Here is a 21,452-nt window from a genome sequence, read left to right as displayed (position 1 = left end):
GCCAGCCGACATTCCGACGACAGTGCCCACGTCTGAGCCAGTCACCGAGCCGGCCACCGTGCCGACGACTCCGGCAACGCCCGCGGCGCCGGCGTCCGAGCGGGCCGCCCCAGCGACGGTCCCGGCAACGCCCGCTCCGCCAGCGTCTGAGCCGGCCGCCCCACCGACGACCCCGGCACCAACCAGCCCGCCAACGTCTGAGCCGGCCGCCCCACCGACGGCCCCGGCAACGCCCGCCACGCCAACGTCCGAGCCGGCCGCCCCGCCACCGACCAGCCCACCAAGTACCGCCCCACCAACCACCGTGCCAGCGACAACGCCAGAGACACCGCCAACGGAACCAGCCACGTCGGCCCCTCCGGCATCGCCAACGCCCGGACGGACAACGCCGGTGCCTACCCCCTGAAACGCAGCTACAGCCGGGGGTTCACTTCTGGTAGGTGATGTACGCCTCGTACTGCACCCGCCATTTGTCCGCGGCCTTGGGATCCGGGACCGTGGTGGTGAGGAACTGAACGCTGGTCACTTGGCCCTTGAGGTATTTCAGCCATTTGGTCACCTCTTCGGCAACGTCGCGGTCGAATTGGGCTACGTGGTGCACCTGCATTGCCATTGCGGCCTCCGGATTCGCTGGTTCGCTGGGTTCGGTGGAGTGACTTTACCGCCGCCGCCCGTTCACGGCCAGAGTCCAGCGTCCGCGCCGATGGAACGGATGGACCCGTCGCGCTAGTCGCCGGCTTCCGTCGCTTCGGCCGCCGCCCCGCCACGGCGCGTTTCCACGTCGTCCGGGCCAGAGACGTCCCCGGCGAAGGCATCGGGTTTCGCTGCAGCAGGGGTGCTGCCCTCCCCCACGATCACCGCGAGCACACCGAGCCCGGCGTGGGCCGCCAGGACGGCCGGGAGTGCGCTGATCTGGGCCGGCGGACATGCCGGCAGTGCCACGGCCAGGCGCCGGGCAAGGTCTTGAGCCTCGGCCTGGTTGCCAAAGTGGTGCACAGCCAGCCGCGCCTGCCCGGCAGGGCGGCCGGAGGCGTCCGCGGCCACGATTTCTTCCAGGCGTGCGATGGCCTTCGCCGCTGACCGGACTTTTTCCAGCGGGATGATCCGGCCGTCTTCCACCGCCAGGATGGGCTTGATGGAGAACATGGTCCCCCAGAGCGAGGCCGCCGCCCCGATCCGGCCGCCCCGGCGCAACTGCTCCAGGCTCGGGACATAGAAGTACACTTTGGTGCGGTCCAGCCGGTCCTGCGCGAAGGCCAAGACGTCGGCCGCGCTCATGCCGTCGGCGGCCGCGACCACCGCGCCCTGCACCCCCATCCCCTGCGCCATTCCGACCGTCCGGGAGTCGAGAACCTCTACGGGTATGCCGACCCGTTGCGCTGCCAGGCGCGCGGCGTCAACTGTCCCGGACAGCCCCGCGGAGATGTGAATGGAGACCACGGACTGGAAGCCACGCTCGCTGGCCTCCCGGTAGGCGTGCTCAAACTGCCCCGGTGACGGACGCGAGGTCTTGACGGGCTTGCCGCTGGCCAGGGCAACGGCAATGGTCTCCGCAATGTCGTCCTCACCCTCGCCATAGATTTCGGTGCCGACCATGACGGGCATCGGGACCACGGTGAGCCGGCCGTCAGCAGCGAAAGCCCGGACCCAGTCCGCGGGCAGCGCGGCGGCAGAGTCCGTGACCACCGCAACCTGCACGACGGCGGCGGGAGCCGCTTCGGGGATGCTGTCCCGGGAACCCTGCCGCAGGCGAACAAGCCGCTCGCGCAGCCATGGCCAGCCTGACGGCTCGCGGTGTGGCACGAAGGACCTCCTGCTGTGGGGACGCGTGGACTTACTTCACCTACGGGGGCACTTGCGCCCGTCCCATTCTCTGCACTGGTTGTCCGCACTGGCCACCGGGATCAGCCGGCGGCCAGTGTCAGACTGGTACGTCCGGCTAGGCCGGGACGATGTTGACCAATTTAGGCGCCCGCACGATCACCGTGCGGAGGGCGCGGCCGTCGAGGGCGCGCTGGACATTTTCCGAGGCCAGCGCCAGTTCGCGCAGGTCCTCCTCGGAGATGTCCGGGGAAACCTCCAGCCGGTCCCGCACCTTGCCCTGCACCTGGACGACGGCAGTGACCGTGTCCTCCACGAGCAGTGCGTCGTCGTGCGTGGGCCAGCCGGCGTTGGCGACCGATGCCGGGTGCCCCAGGACGTTCCACAGATCCTCGGCGGTATACGGCGCAAACAGGCTCAGGATGACGGCCACGGCTTCAACGGCCTCGCGGACTGCCGGATCCGCACCGCCGGCACCGCTGTCAATAGTCTTGCGGGTGGCGTTGACCAGTTCCATCAGCTTTGCCACAACCACGTTGAACTTGTTGTGGTCCAGCAGGGCCTGCGCATCAGCGATGGTGCGGTGGGTGACGGTGCGCAGGGCGCGGTCACCGGTGGCGGCATCGACGCCAGGTGCGCTCGTGACGTCCTGGCCCAGGCGCCAGGCCCGGGCCAGGAACTTCGCGGAGCCCGACGGCGATACGTCCGCCCAGTCGACGTCGTCCTCCGGCGGGGAGGCGAAGATCATGGTCAGGCGGACAGCGTCCACGCCGAACTTGTCCAACTGCTCGCCGAGGTCGACGCCGTTGCCCAGGGACTTGCTCATGGCCTTGCCGCCGTTGAGCACCTGCCCCTGGTTCAGCAGCGCGCTGAACGGCTCGTCCGCCTCGATCATGCCGAGGTCGTGGATGACCTTGGTGAAGAACCGCGCATAGAGCAGGTGCAGGATGGCGTGCTCCACGCCGCCCACGTACTGGCCAACCGGCATCCAGTCGTTGATCTTCTCCGGATCGAACGGACCGCCGGTGTACTGCGGCGAGACGAAGCGCAGGAAGTACCAGGAGGAATCCACGAAGGTGTCCATCGTGTCCGTGTCCCGTTTGGCCGGGCCGTGGCAGTTGGGGCACTCGACATTGACCCAGCTTTCCACCGCGGCGAGCGGTGAGGTGCCCTTCGGGGACAGGTCTTCGCCGCGCAGGTCCGCCGGCAGGGTCACGGGCAGCTGATCGTCCGGGACCGGGACCTCCCCGCAGGCCGGGCAGTGGATGATGGGGATCGGCGTGCCCCAGAACCGCTGCCGGCTGAGCAGCCAGTCACGCAGCCGGAAGTTCACGAACTTCTCGCCGGTGCCCAGCTCGCGCAGGATTTCGATGGCCGCCGGGATGGCCTCGGCCTTCGGCAGCCCGTCGAGGCCGCCGGAGTTGATCAGGGTCCCCTCGCCGGTGGTGGCGATGCCCGTGGCAGCGGGGTCTTCCTCGCCCGTGTCCAGGACTGCCCGGACGGGCAGGTCAAAGGTCTTGGCGAAGTCGAGGTCGCGCTGGTCATGGGCCGGGACGGCCATGATGGCGCCCGTGCCATAGTCGGCCAGGACATAGTCGGCGGCCCAGACGGGCAGCTTTTCGCCGTTGAGCGGGTTGGTCGCGTAGCGTCCGGTGAAGACGCCCGTCTTTTCACGCTCGGTGGACTGGCGCTCGATTTCGGAGAGCGCCTTGACCTGTTCCCGGTATGCGTCCAGGGCGGCGGCGTGCTCGTCGGTGACCAGTTCGACGGCGAGCGGCGCGTCGGCGGCGACGACGAAGAACGTGGCGCCGTAGAGGGTGTCCGGGCGCGTCGTGAAGACGGTGACGTCCTTGGCGGCTTTGCCGCCGTCGGCCTCGATCACGAAGTTGACGTGGGCGCCTTCGGAACGGCCGATCCAGTTTTTCTGCATCGCGAGGACGCGTTCGGGCCAGTGCCCGCGCAGTTCGTCCATGTCATCGAGCAGGCGGTCGGCGTAGTCGGTGATCTTGAAGTACCACTGATTCAGGGACTTCTTGGTCACGGGAGTGCCACACCGCTCGCAGGCGCCGTTGACCACCTGTTCGTTGGCCAGCACGGTCTGGTCCTTGGGGCACCAGTTGACCGGCGAATTCTTGCGGTAGGCCAGTCCACGCTCGTAGAACCGCGTGAACAGCCACTGGGTCCAGCGGTAGTACTCCGGGTCCGAGGTGTGCAGCCGGCGGGACCAGTCCGCGGAGATTGCGTAGCGCTTGAACGACGCCGCCTGGGTGTCGATGTTGGCGTACGTCCACTCACTGGGGTGCGCGTTGCGTTTGATCGCCGCGTTTTCCGCGGGCAGGCCGAAGGAGTCCCAGCCGATCGGATGCAGTACGTCGTAGCCCTGCTGGCGCAGGTAGCGCGCCACAACGTCGCCCATCGCGAACGCCTCGGCGTGGCCCATGTGAAGGTCACCGGACGGATAAGGGAACATGTCCAGCACGTAGCGGCGTTCCTTTGAGCCGTCGTCGAGCGGTGTGAAGACCTTCAGGTCTTCCCAGACCTGCGGCCATTTGGCTTCCATTGCCGCAAAGCTGTAGGCACCTTCCTCGGGCCCCTCCGCCGCGGCTGCTGGCGATCCGGTCTGTGTTTCCGGCTGAACGCTCACTGCTGGCCTCTTCTGTTCTGTGCGGCCTGTTACCCAGGCCTGTCTACGGTCAGGCCTGCCTGCCGCCAGGCCTGTTCACCATCAAGTCTGCACTGTCACGGCCGGCTGCCCGGTCCTGACGCCATACTGTCCGTACGCGGCACTCCTGCTGTTACTTCGTGCGGTGCGGACCGGAATGTACCCCGGACACACAAAAGCCCCTCGACATGGAGGGGCCGCCGCTCGGCAATCCGGGGACTCTTCGGAATCGAGGTCTCGCCGGGATGCCGGGCGGCTAGCTAAGCAGGAGCACGGCGCGCATAGGACCACTTTAGCCCCTCGGGCTGGTTCGCGCTGAACCGACGGGCCGGTTGCGGCCCGGTAGTCGCAGTCGACTCGCGCTCCGGCGTCCTGCGGGGCCTGTCATGTCCCCAATTGTTACAAACGACATACCTATGGAATAGCGGTACTTACTGCCAATTGCCGGACATATCGGGCAAGTAGTTACGACAGAAAATCGGGTAGCTCGACGCGGAAAAATAGGTAGAAATACAACGAACACCCGGGTGGCTCGCCGAGGGCATCCGGGACCTTCCACGAAGTTTCTTCGCAGAGCGCATTGTCAGCCTCCAGGCTGGGAGAAACCCGTGAAAATCCGGGAAGCAGGCCCAAAATTTTGATCTTGCCAAACGATTCAAATGGGAACACTATTCGATAAAGATCAGCAAGAAATGGGATCTCTTGGGGGGATTCGCAAATGGTCTCGGGTTGAGGAGCCTGTCATGTATCACTTGCGCAATTCTTCCGTGCATTTGCCGAAATCCCCCGCCGGCCGCACCCGCGGCGCCGGCTCCCTGGAACAGGGCTAGCCATGTTCGGCTGGATCACCCGTTTCAGTATGCAGTTCCGCATCCTGGTTCTCGCCATGGCGGCCGGGCTCATTGCCTTCGGGGTAGTGAACGTCCCCCACGTCGCCATCGACAGCATGCCCGAGTTCGCCCCGGCCCACGTCGAGATCCAGACCGAGGCCCTCGGCCTCTCAGCTGCCGAAGTTGAACAGCTCATCACTGCTCCGATGGAAGCCGACCTCCTAAACGGGGTGGCGTGGCTCGATGAAATCCGGTCCAAATCAGTTCCCGGCCTGTCCTCGATCGAGCTCGTGTTCGAGCCGGGCACAGACCTTTTGCGCGCGCGCCAGCTCGTGGCCGAACGCATGACCCAGGCCCACGCGCTGCCGAACGTCTCGGCGCCGCCACTGATTATGCAGCCGTTGTCATCAACCAGCCGCGTCCTTATGGTCCGGATGAGCTCCAAGGAGCTATCCGGGATCGAAATGTCGGTCCTGGCCCGGTGGAAGATCAAGCCACGGCTCATCGGCATTCCCGGTGTCGCCAACGTTTCCATTTGGGGACAGCGCGAGCAGCAGCTCCAGGTAGAGGTGACCCCCACGCAGCTGCGTGACAAGGGCATCACGCTCGAACAGGTCATCAAGACCACCGGCAACGCTGTCTGGGTGTCGCCGCTGAGCTTCCTTGAGGCGTCCACGCCCGGCACGGGCGGGTTCGTCGAGTCGCCGAGCCAGCGCCTGGGCATCCAGCACGTGCTGCCCATTCGAACACCGGAGGACCTGGCCAAGGTCAGTGTCGAAGACGCCGGATCTCCCATGCTCCTGGGTGACATTGCCCAGGTGAAGGAGGATCACCAGCCGCTGATCGGCGACGCCGTCGTCGGCCAGGATGCGGGCCTCCTGCTGGTCGTGGAGAAGTTCCCCGGAGCCAGCACGCTGCAGGTCACCAAGGACCTCGAAGCCGCGCTGAATGACATGCAGCCCGGGCTTTCCGGAATCCAGATGGATACGTCTGTTTTCCGGCCCGCCTCGTTCCTGCAGGATGCCGTGGACGGACTCGGCCTGGCGCTGCTCGTGAGCCTCCTGATCGCTGTCTTGCTCTTCTGGGCCCTGTTCCGTTCCTGGCGGGTGGCCGTGATCGCCCTCCTGGCGATCAGCACCACCGTCATGGCGGCGGGAGTGGTGCTCTACTTGCTCGACTCCACACTGAATATCTCGATCCTCGCCGGCATCTTGCTGGGCGTGTCTGTGATTGTCGGAGACGTCGTGGAGGATGTGCAGGCGCAGCGGCGCCGGCCGTTGCGGGCCACGGAGACCGAGACAGATGCCACCATCAGGTTCCGCATGGTCCAGCTTGTCCGCAGCGTCCGCACACCGCTGTTCCACCGGTCCCTCATCATGGCCCTCGCGCTCGTACCGACGCTGTTCGTCGCGGGAGTCGGCGGTGCCTTCTTCCAGCCCCTCTTCTGGTCCCTGGCGTTGGCGCTTGCCGTGTCAATGCTGGTGGGTTTGTCCGTGACACCGGTCCTCGCGTACCTACTGCTTCCCGGTGAGAAAGCCCGGCGGGCGGACTCGCCCGGTGTTGTCCGGGCCAGGGCCACCTACGACCGGGCACTCGAGGGGGCACGGTCCCGCCGCACCCTCGGCATTGTCGCTGTCGCCGTCGTCGGACTGCTGGGACTCGCCGCGGCATCGCAGCTGGTCGGGAACCGGGCGGTCGTGCCGACGATTCCGGACCGGACACTCCTGGTGCAGTGGGACTCGATGGCAGGCACGTCCAACGACGAGGTGCGTCGGGTGGCGTCCAAGGCGTCCGACGAACTGCGGACCCTGCCGGGTGTCTCGGGAGTTGGCGGCCACATCGGCCGCGCCATTTCCTCCGACCAGGTCGTCGGGAACAGCTCCGCGGAACTCTGGGTGTCCATCACACCGGATGCCGACTTCAGCGAAACGGAGCAGGCGGTCCGTGACGTCGTCCAGGGCTACCCCGGCATCGCCCACAACGTGGTGAACTACTCCCAACAGCAGATCGGCCAAGAGCGCAGCAGCATGGATCCCGGATTCGCCGTCCGCGTCTACGGAACAGACTTGCCCGTCCTGCGCGAGAAGGCTGAAGAGGTCCGCAAGGCCATCGAAAAGGTCGACGGCGTCAAGAACCCGACGATCAACGCCAGCGCCATGACGCCCATCGTCGAAGTCGAGGTCAACCTCGAGGCGGCGCAGAAGGTCGGCATCAAACCCGGCGACGCACGCCGCGCCGCTGCCGCCCTGATGCAAGGCATCGTCGTCGGCAACCTCTTCGAACAGCAGAAGGTCTTTGAAGTGGTGGTGCGCGGCGCGGTGGACGTCCGGGATGACCTGACCAGCATCCGTGAGCTCCTGCTGGACACGCCAAGCGGCGGCCAGGTCCAGCTGGGCCAAATCGCCGACATCCGGCTCGTTCCCAATGAAGTCGTGATCTTGCACGATGACACCTCACGCCGGATCGATGTGGTGGCCGAGGTCAGCGGACGTCCGCTCGCGGATATCCAGGGCGACATCAACGCGGCCATCGAGCAGATCCAGTTCCCGCTGGAATACCACGCCGAAATCCCCACGAAGTACAGTGAACAGCTCGCCGGGGACGCGATGGTTCTGTGGATCGGCGCGGCTGCCCTCCTGGGAATCCTGCTCCTTCTCCAGACAGCGGTGCGGAGCTGGAAGTTGGCGCTTGCCGTCTTCCTGTCCCTGCCGGCCGCGCTGGCCGGGGCCGCCGTGGCAGCGTGGATCGCAGGAGGCGCCATCACTGTGCTGGCGCTCACGGCCTTTGCCGCGGTGCTGGCCGTTGCCGCCCGCAACGCGGCGCTGCTCTCCGCCCGGACGGATGAGCTGTGGCGGGCCGCCCCGCACGAATCCCCTGACAAGGTCATCATGATGGCGGCCCGGGACCGGGTCTCGCCCATTCTGAAGGCAGCCCTGATCACGGTGGCGATCCTGATCCCGCCGGGACTCTTCGGCGGCGCCGTCGGCGGGTCCTTCCTGGGCCCGATGGCCCTGATCATCATCGGCGGACTCATCACCACAACTCTCATCGGGATCTTCGTACTCCCCCTGCTCGCACTCTGGTTCGGGCCCAGGTCCGCCCCGGAAGAGTGGGCCGAAGTGTACGAGGCCGAAGTTCCCGTCCAGCCCGTTACGCAGGAAAAGGTGGAAGCAAAATGACCAGCCAACAGCCCTCGCGGCGCCTGCCCCTGGCGGCCGCTGTATGCGCAGCACTTCTGTTCGCGTTGCCCGCATGTGCCCAGACGACGGCGGCGGCACCCGCCGCCGTGTCGGCCAACGAACCCGCCAAGGTGGAGAAGAATGCCGCAACGGGCATCGCGAAACTGACGTTGACGGAGAAGGGAATCGAACGCCTCGACCTGAAGACCGACACCGTCAAGGCCGGAAAGGGTAAGGACGTCGTCGTGCCCTACTCAGCCCTGCTCTACGACGCCAGCGGAAAAACCTGGGTGTATACCAACCCGGCCCCGCGGGTCTACCAGCGGCAGCCGGTCACGGTAGCCAAGGTGGAGGACGGAGTGGTCACGGCCTCGGCCGGGCCCGCGGTCGGCACCGCAATCGTGACCGTCGGCGCGGCTGAACTCTTCGGCGCTGAATTCGATACGGCGCACTGACATGCGCCGGATTGTCGCTGCAAGCCTGAGGTTCCGGTCGATCATCATTGCGATGGCGGCCGCCCTCATGATCGTGGGCGGCGCGCAACTCAGCAGCGCTTCGGTGGATGTGTTCCCGGAGTTCGCACCGCCCCGTGTCGAGGTCCAGACGGCATGTCTGGGCCTCACTGCCTCCGAAGTCGAGGAACTCGTAACGGTTCCGATGGAGCAGGCCTTCAACGGCATAGACGGTCTGGACCAGATGCGGTCGAAGTCTGTGTCGCAGCTGTCCGCCATCGTGATGGAGTTCAAGCCCGGGACCGATCTGCTCACCGCCCGGCAGTTGGTGTCGGAGCGGATGGCAACGGTCATACCGACCCTGCCGACCTGGGCCGCGCCGCCGGTGATGCTCCAGCCGCTGTCCTCCACCAGCCGTGTCATGAAGATCGGACTCTCCTCCGAGACCCGCTCCCTGATCGAAATGTCCATGGTTTCCTACTGGAACATCCGGGCACACCTGCTGCGGGTGCCGGGCGTGGCGAACGTGGCGATCTGGGGCGAACGCCTTCAGATGCTCCAGGTCCAGGTTGATCCGAACAAGCTGGCAGCCAACAACGTGACGCTGGAAAACGTCATGAACTCCACGTCCGACGCCCTGGACGCCGGCCTGCTCAAGTACTCCCCCGGTGCCTTGATCGGCACCGGAGGGGCGCTGGAAACACCGAGCCAGAGCCTGACCATCAGGCACGTGCAACCCATCACCTCTCCGGCGGACCTTGCCCAGGTGCCACTGGAGGAACGTGAGGGACTGCCTCCCCTGAAGCTCGCCGACGTGGCAACCGTCGTGGAAGACCACCAGCAACTGATCGGTGACGCGGTCATCAATGGCGGCCCCGGACTGATGCTGATCGTCGAAAAGCTGCCGTGGGGCAACACCCTCGAAGTCACCCGCGGCGTCGAGGAAGCGCTCAAGGAACTGCAGCCCGGCCTGACGGGAATCGCAGTCGACACCACCCTGTTCCGGCCCGCCTCGTTCATCGAGGAGTCGCTCGGCAACCTGAGCCTCGCGCTGCTGCTGGGCTGTTTCCTGGTGGTCCTGGTGCTGAGCGTCTTCCTGTTCCAATGGCGGACCGCACTGGTGAGCGTGACGGCGATCCCGTTGTCGCTGATGGCGGCGGCCCTGGTGCTGTATTGGACCGGAGGCACGATTAATACGATGGTGCTTGCGGGGCTGGTGATTGCCGTCGGGGTCGTGGTGGACGATGCCATCATCGACGTCGAGAACATCGTCAGACGGCTCCGGCACCACCGCGCCAGCGGCGGGACCGAAAGCACCGCCCGGGTGGTCGTCAATGCCTCCCTGGAAGTCCGCGGCCCCATCGTCTACGCCACCCTGATTATCGTTGCCGCCACGGTGCCGATCTTCTTCCTGGACGGCCTGACGGGCGCCTTCTTCCGCCCCCTGGCCACCGCCTACACCCTGGCGGTGATGGCGTCCATGCTGGTGGCCCTCACGGTCACGCCGGCCATGGCGTACATCTTCCTGCGCAATGCCAAGCTGGAGGACCGGGATCCGCCGGTGGTCCGGGTTCTCAAGCGCTGGTACGGCGCCGCCCTGCGTCCCATTGTGAAACGCCCGCTCCCGGGCTACCTCGCGGTGGCGGCGCTCGGCGTCGTCGGAATCATAGCGGCCCCGCTCCTGGGCCAGTCACTGCTGCCCTCGTTCAAGGAACGTGACTTCCTCATGCACTGGGTCACGCAACCCGGCACCTCCAACGCCGAGGAAGTGCGCGTCAGCCAGCTGGCCTGCCAGGAGCTGATGACCATTCCCGGCGTCAACAACTGCGGGTCCCACATCGGTCAGGCCTTCGCCGCCGATGAGGTGGTGGGAGTCAACTTTGGCGAGAACTGGATCAGCGTTGACCCCTCGGTCGACTACGACAAGACCCTGGCCTCCATCCAGCAGGTCGTGGACGGGTATCCCGGCATCCACCGGGACGTCCAGACCTACCTTAAGGAACGTGTCCGCGAGGTGCTCACCGGTACGGGCTACTCGATCGTCGTCCGCGTGTATGGCGATGACCTGGACACGCTGAAGAAGCAGGCGGACAAGGTCAAGACTGCCCTGGCCGGCATCGAGGGGGCCATCGGAGCCAAAGTCGCACTCCAGGTCAACGTTCCGCAGGTGGACGTCGAGGTGAACCTGGACGCCGCCAACCGCTATGGCCTCAAGCCCGGTGACGTCCGCCGTGCCGCAGCCACCTTGGTATCCGGTGAAGAGGTCGGCGACGTCTACCGGGACGGCAAGGCCTATGACGTCCAGGTCTGGAGTCCTCCGGAGATCCGGACCAGCGTCACAAGCATCGAGAACCTCCCGCTGGACACTCCCAGCGGGCAGAAGATCCGGGTGGCCGATGTCGCCAAGATCACGGTGAAGCCGACTCCCAACGTCATTGAGCGTTCGGAAGGGTCCCGCCGCCTCGATGTCAGCGCCAACGTCAAGGAAGGCGATCTGGCCAAAGTCGTCGAGAAGCTCGAATCCGATCTCAAGTCCGTGGAGTTCCCGACCGGGTACAGCGCCGAGATCCTCGGCGAATACGCGGAGCGGCAGGCCGCCTCGCAACGGCTTCTCCTCTTCGCGATGGGCGCCGTGGTTGTGGTGTTCCTCCTGCTCCAGGCGGCATTCCGGAGCTGGCGGCTTGCCGTTCTGGGGATCCTGACGCTGCCGGTGGCACTGGTGGGCGGGGTGATCGCCGCGCACATGAGCGGCGGAATCCTCTCCCTCGGGTCGCTGGTCGGGTTCCTGACAGTGATGGGCATCGCCGCCCGCAACGGCATCCTGCTCATCAACCACTGCCAACACCTGGAGCAGTTCGAAGGCGTGCCATTCGGCCGGGATCTGGTCCTCCGGGGCGCAGCCGAACGCCTGTCACCAATCCTGATGACCACGCTCGCCACCGCACTTGCCCTGGTTCCGCTGGTGGTGATGGGCAACCGGCCAGGCCATGAGATCGAGCATCCCATGGCTGTGGTGATCCTGGGCGGGCTGGTGACATCGACACTGGTCAACCTGTTCATCGTTCCATCGCTCTACCTGCGGTTCGCCAAGAAGGGTCCGGGGCGCCGTGACCCTCAGCCCCGCGAGCCGGAACCCATATCAGCCGTATAGCAACAACTACCAACAATGAGAGGCCAGTCAGATGACTCCACTATCTAAGAGATTTACCGCTTACGGCTCCGCGGTCTTGCTGGTGGTGGCGTCGCTGACGGCGGCGACAGCGGCCGCGGCGACGGCAGCCACCGCGCCGGCGGCCGCCCGTTCCCAGGAACTGTGCGGCCCCGGCTCGGCGATCAAATTCAACCGCAGCGCCTTCCCGTCCAAGCCGGAGATTGAGAACAAGTGGTTCCCCCTCGAACCCGGCATGCAGTACACCACCACTGGCAAAGTAGTCTCCCCGGACGGGACAAGCACCCGCAAAGTTGTCAGCACGGTCACGGGGCTGACCAAGGTGATCGACGGGGTCAAGACCATCGTGATTTGGGACCGGGACTACTCCGACGGTGAGCTCGTCGAATCGGAACTCGCCTTCTTCGCCGAGACGCGGAAGGGCGACGTGTGGCTCTTCGGCGAATATCCGGAGGAGTACGAGAACGGGCAGCTTGCAGGCGCGCCAAGTACGTTCATCAGCGGCATCGACAAGGCCCAGGCGGGCATCGCCATGCAGAGCCACCCGCGCCTGAAGACCCCCGCCTACCCCCAGGCTTACGCACCCAGTGTGGACTTCCTGGACTGCGGGGATGTGTTCGCGAAGGACCAGCGCGTCTGCGTCGCCACTGGTTGCTACAGCGATGTGCTGGTCATCGATGAGTTCAACCCGCTGGACCCGCCAAGCGCCGGCCACCAGCGAAAGTTCTATTCCAAGCACACGGGTCTGATCAAGGTCACGGCCGTGGGCGGCGAGGACCAGGAGTTCCTGGATCTCGTCAAGATCAAGAAGCTCAGCCGCGCCGAGCTGAAGAGCGTCAACGAGCAGGCACTGCAGCAGGACCGTCGGGGCTACACGGTCAGCAAGGACGTCTACGCGAAGACGCCGCGCGCTGAGGTGGCACGTGCCTACGATGGCCACCGCTACCACTAAGGGCCCTGCCGCTCCCGGGCAATAGAGAAAGGAGCCCCGGCCGGGAAAATCCCGGCCGGGGCTCCTTGTGCGCGCCTACTTCACGTCGTCGTCAACCCAGTCCATGGACTTGGTGACGGCCTTCTTCCACAGACGCATCTGGCGTTCCCGCTCGGCCTGGTCCATTTGCGGCTCCCACCGCTTGTCCTCGGCCCAGTTGGCCGAGCACTCGCCCAGATCCTTCCAGAACCCGACCGCAAGGCCGGCCGCGTAGGCTGCGCCCAGCGCGGTGGTCTCGACCACCTTCGGACGGATGACCGGCACGCCGAGGATGTCCGCCTGGAACTGCATCAGGGCGTCGTTGGCGACCATGCCGCCGTCGACCTTCAGCTCCGTCAGCGGCACGCCGGAGTCGGCGTTGACGGCGTCCAGCACCTCACGGGTCTGGAAGGCGGTGGCCTCCAGTGCCGCGCGGGCGATGTGGTTCTTGTTCACATAGCGGGTCAGGCCGACAATCGCGCCGCGGGCATCGGAACGCCAATACGGGGCGAAGAGGCCGGAGAACGCCGGCACAATGTACACGCCGCCGTTGTCCTCCACCGAGGCCGCGAGGGTCTCGACCTCCGGAGCGCTGCTGATCAGGCCGAGGTTGTCCCGCAGCCACTGAATCAACGAACCGGTGACGGCGATGGAGCCCTCCAGCGCGTAATGCGGCGCTGCGTCGCCGAGCTTGTAACCAACCGTGGTCAGCAGCCCGTTCTTTGAGTGGATAATTTCCTCGGCCGTGTTGAAGATCAGGAAGCAGCCCGTGCCGTAGGTGTTCTTGGCTTCCCCGGCATCGAACGCCGCCTGGCCGAACGTGGCCGCCTGCTGGTCGCCGAGGATGCCGGCCACAGGGACCTCGCGCAGCAGCTGGGAGGTGTGCACTTTGCCGTAGACCTCGGAGGAGGACTTGATGGTCGGCATCATGGAGGCCGGGACACCGAACGCGTCCAGAATCTCCTGGTCCCAGGACAGCGTCTCAAGATCCATGAACATGGTCCGCGAGGCATTGGTCACGTCGGTGACGTGCACTCCGCCGTCGGTCCCGCCGGTCAGGTTCCAGAGCACCCAGCAGTCGGTGTTGCCGAAGACCAGGTCACCGGCCTCCGCCTTGGCCCGTGCGCCCTCGACGTTGTCCAGGATCCACTTGATCTTGGTGCCCGAGAAGTAGGTCGCCAGCGGCAGGCCGACCTTCTGCTTGAAGCGCTCCGGTCCCCCGTCCTTGGCCAGCTCGTCCACGATCGGCTGGGTGCGGGTGTCCTGCCACACGATGGCGTTGTAGATCGCCTCGCCCGTGGTCTTGTCCCACACGACCGCCGTTTCGCGCTGGTTGGTGATGCCGACGGCGGCGATGTCGTGCCGGGTCAGGTTCGCCTTGGACAGGGCCGAGCCGATCACTTCGCGGGTGTTGTTCCAGATTTCAGCAGGGTTGTGCTCCACCCAGCCGGCCTGGGGGAAGATCTGCTCGTGCTCCATCTGGCCGGAGGAGACGATGCTGCCGCTGTGGTCGAACACGATGGCGCGGGTGCTCGTGGTGCCCTGGTCGATGGCAACTACGTACTGGTTCATATTGACGTCCTTGTCTGTTTAGCGTGGCAGTTGAACTGGCAATCAGAGGGGTAGTACAGGAGGGATGATCGGCACAACCGCGGCCACGAGGCCGCCGAGGCCGCCACCGATCAGGGGTCCGACGACAGGGATCCAGGAGTAGCTCCAGTCGGAGGACCCCTTGCCCTTGATGGGGAGGAGGGCGTGCGCGATGCGCGGGCCAAGGTCACGGGCAGGGTTGATGGCGTAGCCGGTGGGACCGCCGAGGGAAACACCGATGCCGACAACCAGCAGGGCGACCGCCAGCGGGCCGAGTCCGGAAGGTGTCCCGCCGAAGGTCAGGATGACGAAGACGAGGACAAAGGTGCCGATGATCTCGGTGATCAGGTTCCACGGGTTCGAGCGGATCGCCGGGCCGGTGGAGAAGACGGCCAGCTGGCTGGCGGGCTCGGTTTCGGCATCAAAGTGCTGCCGGTACGCCAGCCACATGATGACCGCGCCCAGGAAGGCGCCGGTCAGTTCCCCGCCGAAGTAGGTCAGGGTTGAGGCGATGTCGACCGGAACGCCGGGAGCGTACAGCTTCTTGCCGTTGACCAAGAGGCCAAAAGTCACGGCCGGGTTCAGGTGTGCACCCGAGATGGCGGCAACATAGACACCGGAGAAGACGGCAATGCCCCATCCCCAGGTCACCATCAGGAACCCGCCGTTGTTGCCCTTCGTGCCTTTGAGCGCAACGTTGGCCACCACGCCGCAACCCAGCAGGGTCAGCATGGCGGTACCGAATAATTCGGATAGGAAAACTATTCCAAGAGACATCTTTGACTCCTCTATTTTCTGTTGTCGGCGTCCGCGAGTTTGGAAGCCGTGGGGCCGGCAGCATGTTCGTGCTGCCGGCCAGCCACTGCGCCGGCCGCCGGGGCGGACCGCGCAGTGCTTGCACCCGGGCTTCCCTGCCCGGGCACGCAAGCCATATCAGGCGACCAGGCTGTGGACCCGGACACCGTGGAACCGCTGTAGCACCTCCTGTGCGTGGCTGATCTCTGTGGCCCGGCGTGCCGCGTCCCAGCCGAGCGGTCCGGAAAGAATGTCCGCGACTTCATTGAGCAGTTCCCCGGTCACCAGGCCGCGAAAGGCCAGGGACGTACGGCGGATGAGGACGTCCACCAGGTGCCCGATCTGCTCATGGGCGGCCATGAACTCCAGTTCCCGGGTGCTCAGCTCTCGGGTGGAACGCAGCAGCCTGTCCGGCTCGCCGGCCGCGGGCCCGTCCAGGAAGCGGATGACTTCTTCGGCGCGGGTCCCGTAGCGGGTCAGCAGCCCGGTGACGCGGTCTGCGTCGCGGCCGGCCGACATGTGGGCCTTGATCCAGCGCTGGACGCCGTCCTCGCTGTCCGGGAAACCGGCGCCGCCACCGATGGCGAGCTTCGCCGTCGAAACCCTCCGTTCCCTACCGAGTTCGGCCAGGACGTCGTTGCTCAGGTGCTCGGCGAGGGCCCGGAACGTGGTCCACTTGCCGCCGACGAGGCTGAGGACGGCGCCGCCCGCCGCCGCACGGCGTTCGATCCGGTAGTCCCTGCTGACGAAGCCCGGCTGGGTCGCGTCATGCTTCGGAAGCGGGCGCACACCGGCGAACGAGTAGACAATCTGGTCCCGGCCCACCGGGATGTCCGGGAACACGTGGCCGATCAGGTCAAAGAAGTAGTCGATTTCCGCCTCGGTGCACACGGCGTCCAGGGCCATGTCGGCGTCGACGTCGGTGGTGCCGACCAGGACGCGGTCCCCCATCGGGTAGATCAGCACGATCCGGCCGTCGGTGTGCTCGAAGAAGATTTCGCGGCCGTTGCACGCCGCGAGCAGCTCCGGATGGTCCAGCACGATGTGCGAACCCTTGGTTCCGCCCATGAACGACGACGCCGCCCCCATGGCCTCGTTGGTCAGGTCGACCCAGGCGCCGGTGGTGTTCACGACGACGTCGGCAGTGAAGTCGAACACCTCACCGGTCAGTTCATCGCGCAGCTGGACAGTGGTTCCGGTGGTGCCGGTGGTGCCGGTGGTTCCGGAGCCGCCCAGCGAGACCAGTGAGACGTAGTTGCTGGCGCGGGCGTGGCTGTCCGCGCCGCCGGCCTTCTCGCCGTCCTGGAGCACGTCAAGGGTGAGGCGCTCGGGGTTGTGAACGGAGGCGTCGAAGTAGGTGGCCGCGTATTTGATCCCGGGGTGCAGGCGGGGCAGCTCGGCCAGCGCGCGCTTGCGTCCGCGGAACTGGTGGCGCGGAACCGTACCGCCGTCGCGGGAGAAGAAGTCGTACATGCTCAGGCCGAGCTTGATCAGGAACGCCCCGCGTTCGGTGTGCTTGCCCTGCTTGTGGGTCAGGAAGCGCATGGGGGCGGCCAGGACCCCGGAGAAGGTGCTGAAGATCGGGATCGTGGTCTGCAGCGGCTTGACGTAGTGCGGCGCGATCCGCAGAAGCCTGTTGCGTTCGGTCACCGATTCCTGGACGAGGCGGAACTCGCCGTTTTCGAGGTACCGGATGCCGCCGTGGATCATGTGGGAAGAGGCGCCGCTGGCACCCTGGCAGTAATCACCGCGCTCAACGAGCGCCACGTCCACCCCCTGCAGCGCCAGGTCACGGAACGTTCCGACCCCGTTGATCCCGCCTCCGATGATCAGAACCTGCGCGTGCCGCCGCGTCCGCAGCTTCTGCACCGAGGCGCGATCGGTCGCCGGTGTGCCGACTGAGTCCTTCTGTCCCAAAATTGCTCCCTTGGGTTTGATTCTGTGCGGCACGCCCGTGGCGCGGCGCCGTTCAACACTATTCTTTGGACTAATGGAAAATGGAGTCAAGCACTATGCACAAACGTGCAGATGGGAAATGTCATGATGCATTCACGCCAGTCCGACGCCCTCCGCGCGGCCCAGCTTTATTACCTGCAGGACCTGACCATGGACGCCATCGCCCGCGAGCTCCGGACGTCCCGGTCCACGGTTTCCCGGCTGTTGTCCGCGGCGCGCGATTCGGGTCTGGTGCAGATCCAGATCCGCAGCCCGTTGGACACCGGGCCCGAACTCGAGGGCATGATCCGCGCCGAATACAAAGTGGATGTCCATGTCGTTCCGGTGGTGGACACCCTCAATGAGGCGGAAACACTGGACCGTGTGGCCATGCAGGCCGCCCGGACGATCGGACCGCTGGTAGACTCCAACGCCATCATCGGCGTCGCATGGGGCTCCACCCTGAGCGCGGTGAGCCGGCACCTGACCCGCAAGATCACTCACGACAGCGTGATCGTCCAGCTCAACGGCGCCGGGAATATGCAGACCACCGGCATCACCTATGCCTCGGACATCATGCGGCGGTTCGGCAGCGCCTACGGAGCACGGGTGGAGCAGTTTCCCGTGCCGGCCTTCTTCGACCACGCCGCGACCAAAAGGGCCATGTGGAATGAGCGGAGTGTTCAGCGGATCCTGGAGCTGCAGGCCCGGATGAGCATCGCGATCTTTGGTGTCGGATCGGTCGACGCCGACTACCCCAGCCACGTCTACGCCGGGGGCTACCTCGATGAAGACGACTTGAACATCCTGGCGAACTCCGATGTGGTGGGCGATGTTGCCACAGTGTTCTTCCGCGCCGACGGGTCCTCGGACGGCATCACGCTCAACGCACGTTCCACCGGCCCGGACCTGGCCCAGCTCCGCCAGGTCCGGCGCCGCATCTGCGTGGTGTCCGGTGCTTCCAAAATCAACGGGCTCAGGGGCGCACTGGCGGCAGGACTGGCCACCGACCTGATCCTGGACGAGGCCAGCGCCCGCCGGCTCGTCCGGTTCGACGGACTGGGCTGAGCGGCTGCTGGGCAGCGTGACCGGTGCGTCCGGCGGCAATGGCAGTCCGGCACTCGCCAGCACCAGTGGGTAAAGTCTTTGTCATGAGACTCTCCCCCCGGCTGACCCTGAACAACGGCGTATTGATCGACCGGCTGGGGTTCGGGCTGTACAAGGTCCCCCCGGCCGACGCCGCCAGCCTGGTGACCATGGCGGTCGAGACCGGCTACCGGCACTTCGACACCGCCGCCATGTACGGCAACGAGACCGGCGTCGGCAAGGGAATCGGTGCCCTGTCCGGGTTTGAGGGCACCGGCGGCGGCCCCGGAGAAACCGCACCCTACGTTTCCCGCGAGGACCTCTTCATCACCACCAAGGTCTGGAATGACGACCACGGCTACGACGCCACCATGCGTGCGTTCGACACCTCGATGTCCAACCTCGGCCTGGAATACATCGACCTCTACCTGATCCATTGGCCGTGCGCGCGCCGTGGCCTGTTCCCGGAAACGTACCGGGCCCTGGAGACGCTGTACCGCGAGGGCAAGGTCCGCGCAATCGGCGTCTCCAACTTCCAGCCACAGCACCTGGACCGGCTCCTGGAAACGGCGGAGGTCGTGCCCGCCGTGAACCAGATCGAACTTCATCCCTGGCTGCAGCAGGATGAACTGCGGGAAAAGCACGAGCTTTTGGGTATCCGCACCGAGGCGTGGAGTCCTTTGGGCCGCGGCCAGGTCCTGAAGGACCCGGTGATCCTGGCCCTGGCGGCCGAACACGACCGCACGCCGGCGCAGATCATCCTGCGCTGGCACCTGCAGCTGGGCAATATCGTGATCCCCAAGGCCAGCTCGTCCGGGCGGATCCGTGAAAACTTCGAGGTCTTCGACTTTGAGCTCTCTCCGCTGGACATGACGGAGGTCAGCGGCCTCGAACGCGGCTTCCGGACCGGCTCCCACCCCGACAACGTCGCATAGGATTCGAACCAATGGAACAAGTGGATACCGGGTCCTCACGCACGCCCCTCTTCAGCGGCGGACTCGACGCCCGCACCCGCGCCGCATCCGTTGAGGTTGACGGCGCCCGGATCGCGTACTGGGTCTATGAACCCGCCGAGGTCACCGCCGAAACGCGCACCATCCTGGTGGTGCACGGATTCCGCGGCGACCACCACGGCCTGCTCCGGGTCGCCGACCAGCTGACTGACATGCGCCTGATTATGCCGGACCTGCCGGGCTTCGGCAGCTCGGCCGCCTTCGCAGGAGGCGGGCACAGCGTTGCCGGCTACAGCCAGTTCCTTGGCGGCTTCCTTGCCGCGCTGGCACTGGGCGCGGACACGGTCCTGCTGGGGCATTCGTTCGGTTCGATCATCGCCAGCCATTTCGTCGCGGCCAACCCCGGTGCCGTGGCCGAACTGATCCTGGTCAATCCCATCGCGGCACCCGCCCTCGAAGGGCCCAAGGGCCTGATGACGAAACTTGCGGTGCTCTACTACGAGGCCGCCGCGCGCCTTCCCCAGCGGCTCGGCCTGGCCCTGCTGCGCAGCCAGGCGATCGTGCGGGTGATGAGCGTGACCATGGCCAAGACCGGGGACAAGGACATCCGCCGGTTCGTGCACGCCCAGCACAGCGCCTACTTTTCCTCCTTCGCGGACCGGGACAGCCTGCTTCAGGCGTTCAAAGCCTCGGTGGGCAGCAACGTCACCGAGGTGGCCGGCGACCTGACGCTGCCGGTGCTGCTGATTGCGGGAGAGAAGGACGAGATCGCCATGCTGGCGGACCAGTACAAACTCGCGGCGCGGCTCCCGGACGGGAGGCTGGAGGTCATTCCCGGCGTCGGGCACCTGATTCACTACGAAACCCCCGAGCCCGCTGCCCGCTACATCCGACGCTTCCTAAAGGACCACGCCGCGTGAAAATTCTCATTGATGCCCGCTTCACCCGGCTGGACCACCACGACGGCATCAGCCGCTACGGCGCCAGCCTGATCGCGGCGGCCGCCAGGATCGCCGACGTCTCGATGCTGATCAGCGACACCCGCCAGCTCGCCCTCCTGCCCGACGTTCCGTACACCCTGATCAACAGCCCGCTCTCCCCTGCCGAACTCTTCGTGGCGGCCAAGGTCAATAAGCTGGGCGCCGACGTGGTGGTATGCCCCATGCAGACCATGGGCAGCTGGGGCCGGAAGTACGCCCTGGTGTTGACCCTGCACGACCTCATCTACTACGAGCACCCCACCCCTCCCGGATTCCTGCCGGCCCCCGTCAGGGTCCTGTGGCGGCTGTACCACAAGGCGTTTTGGCCCCAGCGGCTCCTGCTGAACCGGGCGGACATCGTGGCGACGATCAGCGCCACGACGGCGGCCCTGATGGCGAAGTACCGCCTCACCCGGCGTCCGGTCAGGATTGTCGGCAACGCCCCCCAGCACGGCCACACCCCGCGCGATCCCGGGGCTGGGGCCGACAAGACGCTGCTCTACATGGGTTCTTTCATGCCCTACAAGAACGTGGAGACCATGGTCCGCGGCATGGCGGAGCTGCCGGACATGACCCTGCATCTGCTCAGCCGCATCACCCCGGACCGGCGGGACGAGCTCGAGGCCCTGGCTCCGGAGGGCGCAAACATCGTCTTCCATAACGGGGTGACCGACGCCGAGTATGAGGCCCTCCTGGCACGCACCACGGCCCTGGTCAGCCTGTCCCGGGCCGAGGGCTACGGACTGCCGCTCGTCGAGGCCATGTCCCACGGCACGCCGGTGATTGCCAGCGACATCCCGATCTTCCGGGAGGTCGGTGACGACGCCGTCAGCTACGTGCATCCGGACTCCCCGGCGGAGTTTGCCGAGGCAGTGCGCACGCTCGAGGATCCCGCCCTGTGGAAGGCCCGGTCCCGCCGTTCAGTGGAGCGGGCCGCAGACTTCAGCTGGGACGAGTCGGCGCGGCGGCTCGTGGCCGTCGCCGAAGAGGCCGTCGCGCTCCGGAACCAGCCCCGCGACCGGAATTAGCC

At 66.1% G+C, this 21,452-nt stretch carries 14 protein-coding genes; 8 read left to right on the top strand and 6 right to left on the bottom strand.

Going from position 1 to position 21,452, the window contains the following annotated elements:
- Positions 1-427: 427 nt before the first annotated feature.
- The 3 genes from B5X90_RS15545 to leuS all read right to left on the bottom strand — a co-directional run bounded on the left by B5X90_RS15545 (position 428) and on the right by leuS (position 4,465).
- Positions 428-613, bottom strand: coding sequence for a hypothetical protein (locus B5X90_RS15545; RefSeq protein ID WP_018773116.1), 186 nt, complete (start codon positions 611-613; stop codon positions 428-430).
- Between the two features lie 113 nt (positions 614-726).
- Positions 727-1,803, bottom strand: a complete 1,077-nt coding sequence (locus B5X90_RS15540) for a DegV family protein (protein WP_079554594.1) — start codon at positions 1,801-1,803, stop codon at positions 727-729.
- Positions 1,804-1,939: 136 nt separating this feature from the next.
- Positions 1,940-4,465: a leucine--tRNA ligase gene (leuS, locus tag B5X90_RS15535; protein ID WP_079554592.1), complete on the bottom strand. Its 2,526-nt coding sequence runs from the start codon at positions 4,463-4,465 to the stop codon at positions 1,940-1,942.
- Positions 4,466-5,342: 877 nt separating this feature from the next.
- On the opposite strand from leuS, the gene B5X90_RS15530 reads away from it, so the two are divergent.
- Genes B5X90_RS15530 through B5X90_RS15515 form a run of 4 tightly spaced genes read left to right on the top strand, consistent with a single transcriptional unit; the run spans position 5,343 to position 13,065 of the window.
- Positions 5,343-8,492, top strand: a complete 3,150-nt coding sequence (locus B5X90_RS15530; protein WP_256860272.1) for an efflux RND transporter permease subunit — start codon at positions 5,343-5,345, stop codon at positions 8,490-8,492.
- Positions 8,489-8,947, top strand: coding sequence for a hypothetical protein (locus tag B5X90_RS15525; protein ID WP_028276449.1), 459 nt, complete (start codon positions 8,489-8,491; stop codon positions 8,945-8,947). The genes B5X90_RS15530 and B5X90_RS15525 overlap by 4 nt, the downstream gene beginning before the upstream one ends.
- Position 8,948: 1 nt before the next feature.
- Positions 8,949-12,095, top strand: coding sequence for an efflux RND transporter permease subunit (locus B5X90_RS15520; RefSeq protein WP_079554588.1), 3,147 nt, complete (start codon positions 8,949-8,951; stop codon positions 12,093-12,095).
- 31 nt (positions 12,096-12,126) lie between these two features.
- Positions 12,127-13,065, top strand: a complete 939-nt coding sequence (locus B5X90_RS15515; protein ID WP_256860271.1) for a hypothetical protein — start codon at positions 12,127-12,129, stop codon at positions 13,063-13,065.
- Positions 13,066-13,140: 75 nt separating this feature from the next.
- On the opposite strand, the gene glpK is transcribed toward B5X90_RS15515, so the two are convergent.
- The 3 genes from glpK to B5X90_RS15500 all read right to left on the bottom strand — a co-directional run bounded on the left by glpK (position 13,141) and on the right by B5X90_RS15500 (position 17,385).
- Positions 13,141-14,655 carry a glycerol kinase GlpK gene (gene glpK / locus B5X90_RS15510; RefSeq protein ID WP_079554586.1) on the bottom strand — a complete coding sequence of 505 codons (1,515 nt, stop codon included), beginning with the start codon at positions 14,653-14,655 and terminating at the stop codon, positions 13,141-13,143.
- A gap of 42 nt (positions 14,656-14,697) precedes the next feature.
- Complete coding sequence (locus B5X90_RS15505; protein ID WP_079554584.1) at positions 14,698-15,450, bottom strand: MIP/aquaporin family protein; 753 nt, start codon at positions 15,448-15,450, stop codon at positions 14,698-14,700.
- A 156-nt stretch (positions 15,451-15,606) separates the two neighbouring features.
- A complete protein-coding gene (locus B5X90_RS15500; protein ID WP_079554582.1) occupies positions 15,607-17,385 on the bottom strand; it encodes a glycerol-3-phosphate dehydrogenase/oxidase in 1,779 nt (592 codons plus the stop codon).
- 123 nt (positions 17,386-17,508) lie between these two features.
- Here B5X90_RS15500 and B5X90_RS15495 point away from each other — a divergent pair, with 123 nt between their 5' ends.
- The 4 genes from B5X90_RS15495 to B5X90_RS15480 all read left to right on the top strand — a co-directional run bounded on the left by B5X90_RS15495 (position 17,509) and on the right by B5X90_RS15480 (position 21,450).
- Positions 17,509-18,471 (top strand): sugar-binding transcriptional regulator, encoded by a 963-nt coding sequence (locus tag B5X90_RS15495; protein WP_079554648.1) that lies wholly within the window; start codon positions 17,509-17,511, stop codon positions 18,469-18,471.
- Positions 18,472-18,554: 83 nt separating this feature from the next.
- A complete protein-coding gene (locus tag B5X90_RS15490) occupies positions 18,555-19,424 on the top strand; it encodes an aldo/keto reductase (RefSeq protein ID WP_079554580.1) in 870 nt (289 codons plus the stop codon).
- Positions 19,425-19,435: 11 nt separating this feature from the next.
- Positions 19,436-20,362, top strand: a complete 927-nt coding sequence (locus B5X90_RS15485) for an alpha/beta fold hydrolase (RefSeq protein WP_079554578.1) — start codon at positions 19,436-19,438, stop codon at positions 20,360-20,362.
- Positions 20,359-21,450: a glycosyltransferase family 4 protein gene (locus B5X90_RS15480; RefSeq protein WP_079554576.1), complete on the top strand. Its 1,092-nt coding sequence runs from the start codon at positions 20,359-20,361 to the stop codon at positions 21,448-21,450. Before B5X90_RS15485 ends, B5X90_RS15480 begins: the two co-directional genes overlap by 4 nt.
- Positions 21,451-21,452: the final 2 nt, after the last annotated feature.

Source organism: Arthrobacter sp. 49Tsu3.1M3 (assembly GCF_900168135.1).
GTDB lineage: Bacteria > Actinomycetota > Actinomycetes > Actinomycetales > Micrococcaceae > Arthrobacter.
Note: the sequence above shows the minus strand (reverse complement) of the source record. Positions and strands in the feature narration are given on the sequence as shown.

What these genes read in the sequence shown, in the direction of transcription:
- B5X90_RS15545 (WP_018773116.1), bottom strand. Translation starts at nt 613, where the DNA reads ATGGCAATGCAGGTGCACCACGTAGCCCAATTCGACCGCGACGTTGCC.
- B5X90_RS15530 (WP_256860272.1), top strand. Translation starts at nt 5,343, where the DNA reads ATGCAGTTCCGCATCCTGGTTCTCGCCATGGCGGCCGGGCTCATTGCC.
- B5X90_RS15525 (WP_028276449.1), top strand. Translation starts at nt 8,489, where the DNA reads ATGACCAGCCAACAGCCCTCGCGGCGCCTGCCCCTGGCGGCCGCTGTA.
- B5X90_RS15520 (WP_079554588.1), top strand. Translation starts at nt 8,949, where the DNA reads ATGCGCCGGATTGTCGCTGCAAGCCTGAGGTTCCGGTCGATCATCATT.
- B5X90_RS15515 (WP_256860271.1), top strand. Translation starts at nt 12,127, where the DNA reads ATGACTCCACTATCTAAGAGATTTACCGCTTACGGCTCCGCGGTCTTG.
- glpK (WP_079554586.1), bottom strand. Translation starts at nt 14,655, where the DNA reads ATGAACCAGTACGTAGTTGCCATCGACCAGGGCACCACGAGCACCCGC.
- B5X90_RS15505 (WP_079554584.1), bottom strand. Translation starts at nt 15,450, where the DNA reads ATGTCTCTTGGAATAGTTTTCCTATCCGAATTATTCGGTACCGCCATG.
- B5X90_RS15495 (WP_079554648.1), top strand. Translation starts at nt 17,509, where the DNA reads ATGATGCATTCACGCCAGTCCGACGCCCTCCGCGCGGCCCAGCTTTAT.
- B5X90_RS15490 (WP_079554580.1), top strand. Translation starts at nt 18,555, where the DNA reads ATGAGACTCTCCCCCCGGCTGACCCTGAACAACGGCGTATTGATCGAC.
- B5X90_RS15485 (WP_079554578.1), top strand. Translation starts at nt 19,436, where the DNA reads ATGGAACAAGTGGATACCGGGTCCTCACGCACGCCCCTCTTCAGCGGC.